The sequence below is a fragment of the Streptomyces sp. CNX435 genome (genome assembly GCF_059570575.1).
Genome location: NZ_JCANTA010000023.1, coordinates 124027 through 133420, shown reverse-complemented (window position 1 = coordinate 133420; position 9394 = coordinate 124027). Strand labels below are relative to the sequence as shown.

Below are 9394 nucleotides of genomic sequence, written 5' to 3'. Positions count from 1 at the left end.
AGTTCAGCAGGCTGCCCTGCAGCTCCGCACGCAGATCGGGGGTGAGCACCGCGCCCGCCCGGTCGACCAGCAGCGCCATCTCGTAGCCGACCAGGCCGATGTCGCACTCCGGGTGCGCCAGCACGGCCAGCGAGGAACCATCCGAAACCGACATGATGAAGAGGAAGCCGCGCTCCATCTCCACCACCGTCTGGTTGACGTTGCCGCCCTCGAAGATGCGCGAGGCACCGGCCGTCAGCGACGTGAGACCGGACGCCACCGCCGCCAGCTGGTCGGCACGGTCGCGCGGGAAGCCGTCGGACATCGCCAGAAGCAGTCCGTCGGCGGAGACCACCACCGTGTGCGACACCCCCGGGGTGTTGTCCACGAAGTTGGTGATCAACCAGTTCAGATTCTGCGCCGCCTGGCTCAATGGACTCAACTAACGCTCCTGCTGATAGGTGGGACCAAAGCCGTTGCCGCCGAGGGTCTCACCGGTGCCGCCTGCCCGGCGGCCCCGCTGGATTCCCCGGCGCAGGCTCGTCAGCCTGCCGCGCACGTCGTCGGGCGCGCGCGAGACCTGGGTTCCGCTGGCGTTCGCGGACTGCTGCGCGGTGCCCGCGACGAGGTTGGCGCGCGGCACCCGCCGCGGCAGCCCCGACGTGGTGACGCCGCCCGCCTGCGGGGTGCGCAGCTGCTCCGCACGGCGCCAGCGGTCGTCGTTGGGCGAGGGCCGCCAGGCCGGTGCGGCGGTGGCCGTGGCCGGCTGCGGCGCGGGAGCGGCCGGTGGGGGCGCGGCGTCCTGGTCCGGCTGCGCGGCGGGCGGCGCGGCGGCCGGGGCCTCCGGCGCGCCCTGCGCGGCGGTGGGGGCCACGGGCTCCTGCCCGCGGCCGCGGGTCCCGCGGAACCAGTCGGACTCCATCGACTCGAAGATCGGAGTCCGCTCGTCGCCGCGGGTGGGTACGGGGCCGCCGTCGAGCAGGCCGTCGCCCAGGGGCGGTTCGGCCTGCCGCTGCGGTGGCACCGCCGTGGGGTACTCGCCGGTGTCGTGCGGCCCCGGGCGCTGCTGCCCGGGTATCGCGTACTCGCCGGTGTCCTGGGGGCCGGGGCGCTGCCCGGGCATGGGGTGCTCCCCGGTGTCCTGCGGGCCGGCGCCGGGGCCGGGCCGCGGCACGGGGTGCTCGCCCGTGTCGTACGACGCGGGACCCGGCCGCGGCGGCAGCGCGTGCCCGCCGGTGTCCTGCGGGCCGGGGCCGGGCTGCGGACGGCGCTGCAGCGGCGGCGGCATCGGGTGCTCGCCGGTGTCCTGCGGGGCGCCGTACGAGGCGGCCTCGCCGGGTACGGGCGCCTGCGGGGAGCGCGGCGGCGGTACGGAGCCGAACGCCGGGATCCCCTGGCCGCCGCCGGGCGCACCGGCCCCCGGGGGCGGGCCGGACACGTCGGGGCGGGAGAACTGGGTGGTGTCGGCGTCGTCGTGCTGCCGGGGGCGGTCGTGCTGGTCGCGGCCGGAGTCGCGCGGCCCGGCGCCGGCGTGCTGGGCGTCGGCCGGCTCGCGGGAACCGGAGTCGCCGCCCGGCCGGCCGGGCAGCCCGGGGCGGGCGGGCGCGGCGCCGAGGCCGTTGGCGGAGCCGGAGTTCGCGCCCGGCACGGCACCGAAGGCGGAACCGCCCGGGAAGGCGGACCCCGTACCGGGGCCGGACCGGCCGGAACCGGCGCCCCCGGGCGTACGCCCGGGCAGCCCGGGGCGCTGACCGCCGGACCCGCCGGGGCCACCGGACCCGCCGGCGTCGCGGCTGGGCAGCGCGGGCCGGCCGGAGCCCGCGCCCGCCCCCACCTGGCCGCGCTGCTGCGCGGCACCGAGCCTGCTCATCGCGCCCGCACGGCCCGCGGCGCCGCCGCGCGCCGGGGCGCCCTTGCCGGGGCCGCCGGCGCCCGCGCCGGACGCGGGCTGCTTGCCGCCCGCGGCGCCGGCGTTCTGCGTGACGTCGACGGGGAGCATGACCAGCGCGGTGGTGCCGCCGGAGTCGGAGGGGCGCAGCTGGATGCGGATGCCGTGGCGCAGGGACAGCCGGCCGACCACGAACAGGCCCATGCGGCGGGAGACGGAGACGTCCACCGTGGGCGGGTTGGCCAGCCGCTCGTTGATCGCCCCGAGATCCTCGGGCGACAGCCCGATGCCGGTGTCGTGGATCTCCACCAGCACCCGCCCGTCGGGCAGGGCGTGGCCGGTGACCTTGACCTTGGTCTGCGGCGAGGAGAACGAGGTGGCGTTCTCCAGCAGCTCGGCGAGCAGGTGCACGAGGTCGTTGACGACCCGGCCGGCGACCTGGGTGGCGGGCACGGCGGACAGTTCGATGCGCTCGTACTGCTCCACCTCGGAGGCGGCGGCACGCAGCACGTCGACCAGCGGGACCGGGCGGGTCCACCGGCGGCCCGGCTCCTCGCCGGCGAGGACCAGCAGGTTCTCGCCGTTGCGGCGCATGCGGGTGGCGAGGTGGTCCAGCTTGAAGAGGTTCTCCAGCTGGTCCGGGTCGGCCTCGCGGGACTCCAGTTCGGATATGAGAGAGAGCTGACGCTGGATGAGGCCCTGGCTCCGGCGGGAGAGGTTGGTGAACATCGCGTTCACGTTGCCCCGCAGCAGCGCCTGCTCGGCGGCCAGCCGGACCGCCTCGCGGTGGACGTCGTCGAACGCGGTCGCCACCTTGCCGATCTCGTCCCGGCTGTTGATGCCGACGTTCTCGACGGAGGTGTCGACGTCCTGCGGGTCGGCTTCGGAGAGCTGCTTGACCAGCTCGGGCAGCCGCTTCTGGGCGACGGTCTGGGCGGTGTCCTGCAGCCGGCGCAGCGAGCGGACCATGGAGCGGGCGACGACGAAGGCGCCGGCGAGCGAGATGAGCAGGACGAGCAGGATCAGGACGCCGTTGAGGATCGCCTCCTGCTGGGCCTCGGAGCGCAGATCGCGCGCAGTCTGCTCCATCTCCTGGAGCAGGTGCTGCTCGATCTTCTTCATCTCTTCGATCTTGACGCTGTCCAGCTCGTACCAGTGCCGGTAGCTCATGTCGGCGTTCTTGATGCTGTCCGGGTTGTTCACCAGGTTCTTGGCGAACGTGTCGGCCTGCTGCACGGAGGCGTTGCCGCCGTCCAGCGAGCGCATCAGATCCGTCAGCCCGATCCGGCCGGAGTGCAGGTGGGCGAAGAGCTTGAGCGAGGAGCTCTCGGCCTCCTGGGCGGAGGCGGCCTCCAGCCGGTCGGCCTCGGCGAAGTCGTCGCGCGGCTGCTCGGCGAGGGCGGCGCTGATGATCGCCTGCTGGACGGAGGCGTACTCCTTGGCGGAGGAGAAGGTGGCCAGGGCCCGGGTCTTGGCGATCATGTCCGGGTTGCTGGTGGCCAGGGCCATGTCCTGGGAGAGCGAGACCAGGGAGTCGACCAGTTCGCCGTACGCCTTGACCGTCTGGGCGGCGCCGCCGGTGTCGTCCGCGTACGCGGACGTGCGAATGCTGTTGATCCTGTTGAGCTTCTCGATGACGCTGGTCAGCGATTTGTTGACGCCGGCGAGGTCCTCGGCGTCGGTCGTGTCGATCTCGTCCGCGGACCGGCTGAAGGCGACCATGGCCTTGTCGGTCTCGTCACGGGCGTCGGTGATGTCGGGGTGCTTGGGGTTGCCGTCGACGATGAGGCCGGCCGACTTGTCGCGCTCCTGCTGGAGCCGGTCGGCGAGTTCGGTGGCCTCCTCGGTCATGTCCGTCAGCAGCTTCATGTTCTCCAGCTGCTGCAGGTTCTGCCAGGAGTCCTCGATGCGGAAGGCTCCCAGCGTGGTCGCGGCGACCACGGGGAGCGCTAGGAGCGAGACGAGTCTGGTGCTGATGCGCCAGTTGCGCAGCAGGATCCGGGAGCCCGGACCCTTCGCGCCCTTGGGCTGCCGCATGTTGGCGAAGTCCCCGGCCTCGGGCGCGGGTATTCGGGCGCTGCCGCGGTCGGCCGGCCGGCCCGGCGAGGAACCCGCGCTCTGGCCGTACCGAAGAGAGGCCGCGCGGTCGGTCGACCCGCGCACCTCAGGCTCGCCCGGAACGCTGCCGTCAGTCTTCAATCGTCCCTGCACTAGCGTCGCAACCTCTAGGACCGGCTCCGGCGCAAGCACCGGAGCATTGTCTGGTCGTGCGGGAGCTTAGGCCCCCGTCCGCCGTGAACCAACCGGCGCAAGCTCCCCGTACAGCCCCCCGCGTGACGCCTCGTTGCGCCCTCTGCGTCGACTGCACCCCAGCGACGGTCCGTGGAATTCCAGCACAGTGCCGGGATCTCCAACAAGGCCCGGGGGTAACAGCTCGACCGCAATTACTCACCGTGCCAGCCACATTACACGTGGCTGACGTGACGGGTGAGGATAACGGACATTTTCCACGAGGTGCATGGCACGGGCCCGTGTCCCGGGTCGGGCCCATCAGTTGGGGAATGTCAGTTTTGTTTGGAGACAGCCTGTTTTAGCCGATCGTTGGGGTAGACGATATTCGGCATTCGTCACCCGCGGGGTGAGGAAAGTCACAATGCCGCACGGGATGGGTCCCGACGGCGTGGGGAATATGCGGCGCCTACCCTTCCTTTGACACAACGGAGCGTTCCGTAAAGCTCCGGCACCCGCAGGAACACGCACAGAAACTCGTCGGCCCGGCAGCGGGCCCCAGCACGCAAAGGCGCGCGTAACCGTCATGATCCTCCGCACCACAGCCAACCCGCGGCGCACCACCCTCGCCCATCTCGACGACACCGGGGACCTGCTGCTTCCCGAGCCGCCCGGGGCGGTCGCCGCCCGGATCGCCGCCGCGGCGACCGGGTCAGGGGGCGCGCAGGCGCCGGAGCGCACCGCGAACCCGCGCCGCACCGTGCTGGAGGAGGTCCCGTCCGGCGCCTGACCCGCGCGGCGCGACGCCCGGCGGCGGGGCGATAACCTGGGCCCCGTGCGTATCGCCAGGTTCTCCGTCGACGGCAGCGTCGCGTTCGGTGTGGTGGAAGGCTCCGGCGGCTTCGACGGCGCCGGCGCCCCTCGGGGCGAGGTCACCCTCGACGTGATCAAGGGCCATCCCTTCGCCGAGTTCGAGCGGTCGGGCCGCAGGCTCCCGCTGGACAAGGTGCGGCTGCTGCCCCCCGTGCTCCCCAACAAGGTGGTCGCGATCGGCCGCAACTACGCCGAACACGCCGCGGAGCTGGGGAACGAGGTGCCGGAGGTGCCCGTCACCTTCTTCAAGCCGTCCACTTCGGTGATCGGCCCCGGCGACCCCATCGCGTACCCCGCCTTCTCCGACGACCTGCAGCACGAGGCGGAGCTGGCCGTCGTCATCGGCCGGCTCTGCCGCGAGGTGCCGCTGGAGCGGGCCCAGGACGTGATCCTCGGCTACACCTGTGCAAACGACGTGACCGCGCGCGACGTCCAGCGGCGCGAGAACCAGTGGGCCCGGGCCAAGGGCTTCGACACCTCCTGCCCGCTCGGCCCGTGGGTCGAGACGAAGCTGGACCCGGCGCGGATCGCCGAGGGCATCGCCATCCAGTGCACCGTCAACGGCGAACAGCGCCAGCTCGGCCGGACCACGGACATGGTGCGCTCGATCCCCGAGCTGATCGTGCACGTCACCGAGGCGATGACGCTGCTGCCCGGCGACGTCGTGCTCACCGGGACCCCCGCGGGCGTCGGCCCGCTCCACGACGGCGACGAGGTCGCCGTCACCATCGAAGGCATCGGCACTCTCGCCAACAAGGTGATCAAGCGTGGCTAGCACCGCCCCCCCGACCCCCGTGCGGGTCCGCTTCTGTCCCTCCCCCACCGGAAACCCCCATGTGGGCCTGGTGCGTACCGCCCTGTTCAACTGGGCGTACGCCCGCCACACCGGCGGCTCGCTGGTCTTCCGGATCGAGGACACCGACGCGGCTCGCGACTCGGAGGAGTCGTACGAGCAACTGCTCGACTCCTTCCACTGGCTCGGCATCGACTGGGACGAGGGCCCCGAGGCCGGCGGTCCGCACGCGCCGTACCGGCAGTCGCAGCGCATGGACGTCTACGCCGACGTGGCCCGCCGGCTCCAGGACGCCGGGCACGCCTACCGCTGCTACTGCACCGCGGCGGAGCTGGAGGAGCGCCGCGAGGCGGCGCGCGCGGCCGGCCGGCCCTCCGGGTACGACGGGCACTGCCGCGACCTGAGCGCCGAGCAGGTGGCGGCGTACGAGGCCGAGGGCCGGACCTCGATCGTCCGCTTCCGGATGCCGGACGAGACGATCGCCTTCACCGACCTGGTGCGCGGCGAGCTGACCTTCGCACCCGAGAACGTCACGGACTACGGCCTCGTGCGTGCCGGCGGCGCCCCGCTCTACACCCTCGTCAACCCCGTCGACGACGCGCTGATGGAGATCACGCACGTGCTGCGCGGCGAGGACCTGCTGTCCTCCACCCCGCGGCAGATCGCGCTCTACCGCGCGCTGATCGACGTGGGCGTCGCCAAGCGGGTGCCGGAGTTCGGCCACCTGCCGTACGTCATGGGCGAGGGCAACAAGAAGCTGTCCAAGCGCGACCCGCAGTCCTCGCTCAACCTCTACCGCGAGCGCGGCTTCCTGCCCGAAGGGCTCATCAACTACCTCTCGCTGCTGGGCTGGTCGCTCTCCGCCGACCGGGACGTCTTCACCCGCGAGGAGCTGGTCGCGGCCTTCGACATCGCCGACGTGGTGCCCAACCCGGCCCGCTTCGACCTGAAGAAGGCGGAGGCGATCAACGCGGACCACATCCGCATGCTGGACGTGAAGGACTTCGCCGAGCGCTGCGGGCCCTGGCTGCGCGCGCCGTTCGCGCCGTGGCCGGAGGAGTCGTTCGACGCGGACGCCTTCGCGGCGGTGGCACCGCTGGCGCAGACGCGGCTGACGGTGCTGTCCGACATCACGGCCAACGTCGACTTCCTCTTCCTCGACGAGCCGGTGTCCGACGAGAAGTCGTGGGACAAAGCCATGAAGCCGGGGCAGCCGGGGCAGCCGGGGCAGCCGGGGCAGCCGGGCGCGGCCGACCTGCTGCGTACGGCGCGCGGGAAGCTGGCCGCGGCCGAGTGGTCGGCGGCGGCGCTCAAGGAGGCGGTGCTCGCCGCGGGCGAGGAGCACGGGCTGAAGCTGGGCAAGGCGCAGGCGCCGGTGCGGGTCGCGGTGACGGGGCGGACGGTGGGGCTGCCGCTGTTCGAGTCCCTGGAGGTGCTGGGCCGCGAGCGCACCCTGGCGCGCGTGGACGCTGCGCTGGCGCGGCTGGAGGCGGCGCAGGGCTAGGCGCGTGCGTCGCGGGAGTGGCCGGTGGCTCCGACCGCGGTGTGCTCGATGTGTGCGGCGTGGGGACCGTGGCGGCCGGGCTTCTTCGGGTCGGTCGCCGCGGGCCGTGGCCGCGCCACGGCGGCGCGCCGGCTTCGCGCGGACTGTGGCGGCCCCCCGTACGCCGAGCGCTCACGACGCGTGAACTCCCCGCTCGCGCGGGGCCTTTGGGGTGCGCGGGGCGGGCGCCGGGGTCAGCGCTGCCAGCTGTGCGGGGCGCGGAAGCCGTGCTGGCGCTCCAGCCGGCGCCAGCGGGCCGCGGAGGCGCCGTGCCCGCCGTGGCGGGCGTGCGCCGGCCGCGGGGCGGCGGCGCGGGCGAGCAGTACCGCGGTGAGCGCGGCCAGCTCTTCCTCGCTGGCCTCGCCCTTCTCGACCCGGACGAGGTTCTCGGTGTTCGGCGTGGTCACGTCTGTGCTCCTGGGCTGTTCTGCGCGGTCGGAAGCGGGGCGGTCGGCTGCGGGGCGGTCGGAGGCGGCGGGGATCACTGCGGCGGGTTGCCGTGCTTGCGCGCCGGCAGGTCCGCGTGCTTCGTACGCAGCATCGCCAGGGACCGGATGAGGGTCCGGCGGGTGTCGGCGGGGTCGATGACGTCGTCCACCAGGCCGCGTTCGGCCGCGTAGTACGGGTGCATCAGCTCGGCCTTGTACTGCTTGACCATCTCGCTGCGCTTGGCCTCGGGGTCCTCCGCGGCCGCGATGTCGCGCCGGAAGATGACGTTCGCGGCGCCGTCGGCGCCCATCACCGCGATCTCGTTGGTGGGCCAGGCGTACGTCAGGTCGGCGCCGATGGACTGGCTGTCCATGACGATGTACGCGCCGCCGTACGCCTTCCTGAGGACCACCGAGATCCGCGGCACGGTGGCGTTGCAGTACGCGTACAGCAGCTTCGCCCCGTGCCGGATGATCCCGCCGTGCTCCTGGTCGACGCCCGGCAGGAACCCCGGCACGTCGAGCAGGGTGACGATCGGGATGTTGAAAGCATCGCACATCTGGACAAAGCGGGCACCTTTCTCGCTCGCCTCGATGTCCAGCACCCCCGCCAGCGACTGCGGCTGGTTGGCGATCACGCCGACCACCTGGCCGTCGAGCCGGGTCAGCGCGCAGAGCAGGTTGGTCGCCCAGCGCTCGTGCACCTCCAGGTAATCGCCGTCGTCGACGATCTCCTCGATCACCTTGCGCATGTCGTACGGCCTGTTGCCGTCGGCCGGCACCAGGTCGAGCAGCGCGTCGCCGCGGCGGTCGGCCGGGTCCTCGGCGGTGACGGCCGGCGGGTTCTCCCGGTTGTTCTGCGGCAGCATCGACAGCAGGTAGCGCACCTCCTCCAGGCACGTCGCCTCGTCGTCGTACGCGAAGTGGCACACCCCGGAGGTCTCCGCGTGCACGTCCGCGCCGCCCAGGCCGTTCTGGGTGATCTCCTCGCCCGTCACCGCCTTGACCACGTCAGGGCCGGTGATGAACATCTGCGAGGTCTCACGGACCATGAAGACGAAGTCGGTGAGCGCCGGCGAGTACGCCGCGCCGCCCGCGCACGGGCCCAGCATCACCGAGATCTGCGGGATGACCCCCGAGGCGCGGGTGTTGCGCTGGAAGATGCCGCCGTACCCGGCGAGCGCCGAGACGCCCTCCTGAATCCGCGCCCCCGCACCGTCGTTGAGGCTGACCAGCGGCGCACCCGCCGCGATCGCCTTGTCCATGATCTTGTGGATCTTGTACGCGTGCGCCTCGCCGAGGGCGCCGCCGAAGATCCGGAAGTCGTGGGCGTAGACGAAGACCGTCCGCCCGTGGACCGTCCCCCAGCCGGTGATCACACCGTCCGTGTACGGCCGCTTGGCCTCCAGGCCGAAGCCCGTCGCCCGGTGCCGGCGCAGCGGCTCCACCTCGTTGAACGACCCCTCGTCCAGCAGCAGGTCGATCCGCTCCCGGACCGTGAGCTTCCCCTTGGCCTGCTGCGCGGCGGTCGCCCGCTCGCTGGGCCCCGCGTGGGCCTGCTCGCGGATGCGGCGCAGCTCGGCCACACGCCCCCGGGCCTCGTTCTCGGTGACGCCGGCCGCCACTGCCGCGCCGGAGGGGGCGTCGTCCACTGTGGTCAT

General features: G+C 72.8%; 7 protein-coding genes. 3 read left to right on the top strand and 4 right to left on the bottom strand.

All coding sequences use genetic code 11. From position 1 onward, the window contains the following. Both T328_RS29405 and T328_RS29400 read right to left on the bottom strand, forming a co-directional pair. Nucleotides 1-421, bottom strand: a 421-nt coding sequence (locus tag T328_RS29405) for a roadblock/LC7 domain-containing protein (RefSeq protein WP_496499244.1), incomplete at its 3' end; no start/stop codon positions are given. After that, complete coding sequence (locus T328_RS29400) at nt 422-4030, bottom strand: sensor histidine kinase (RefSeq protein WP_496499243.1); 3609 nt, start codon at nt 4028-4030, stop codon at nt 422-424. 652 nt (nt 4031-4682) lie between these two features. Here T328_RS29400 and T328_RS29395 point away from each other — a divergent pair. From T328_RS29395 to gltX, 3 genes are read left to right on the top strand one after another with little or no spacing between them, the layout of a single operon-like run. Continuing rightward, a complete protein-coding gene (locus T328_RS29395; RefSeq protein ID WP_496499242.1) occupies nt 4683-4886 on the top strand; it encodes a hypothetical protein in 204 nt (67 codons plus the stop codon). A gap of 45 nt (nt 4887-4931) precedes the next feature. After that, entirely contained in the window at nt 4932-5744 is an 813-nt protein-coding gene (locus T328_RS29390) for a fumarylacetoacetate hydrolase family protein (RefSeq protein WP_496499241.1), read from the top strand. Between the two features lie 19 nt (nt 5745-5763). Next, on the top strand, nt 5764-7266 hold the full coding sequence (gene gltX, locus T328_RS29385) for a glutamate--tRNA ligase (protein ID WP_496499249.1): 1503 nt from the start codon (nt 5764-5766) through the stop codon (nt 7264-7266). A gap of 233 nt (nt 7267-7499) precedes the next feature. Here gltX and T328_RS29380 read toward each other — a convergent pair whose 3' ends face one another. Both T328_RS29380 and T328_RS29375 read right to left on the bottom strand, forming a co-directional pair. Next, nucleotides 7500-7712, bottom strand: a complete 213-nt coding sequence (locus tag T328_RS29380) for an acyl-CoA carboxylase epsilon subunit (protein ID WP_496499240.1) — start codon at nt 7710-7712, stop codon at nt 7500-7502. 74 nt (nt 7713-7786) lie between these two features. Further along, nucleotides 7787-9394 carry an acyl-CoA carboxylase subunit beta gene (locus T328_RS29375; protein WP_496499239.1) on the bottom strand — a complete coding sequence of 536 codons (1608 nt, stop codon included), beginning with the start codon at nt 9392-9394 and terminating at the stop codon, nt 7787-7789.

Coding starts and splice junctions, on each gene's coding strand:
- T328_RS29395 (WP_496499242.1), top strand. CDS start 4,683: ATGATCCTCCGCACCACAGCCAACCCGCGGCGCACCACCCTCGCCCAT.
- T328_RS29375 (WP_496499239.1), bottom strand. CDS start 9,394: ATGACCACAGTGGACGACGCCCCCTCCGGCGCGGCAGTGGCGGCCGGC.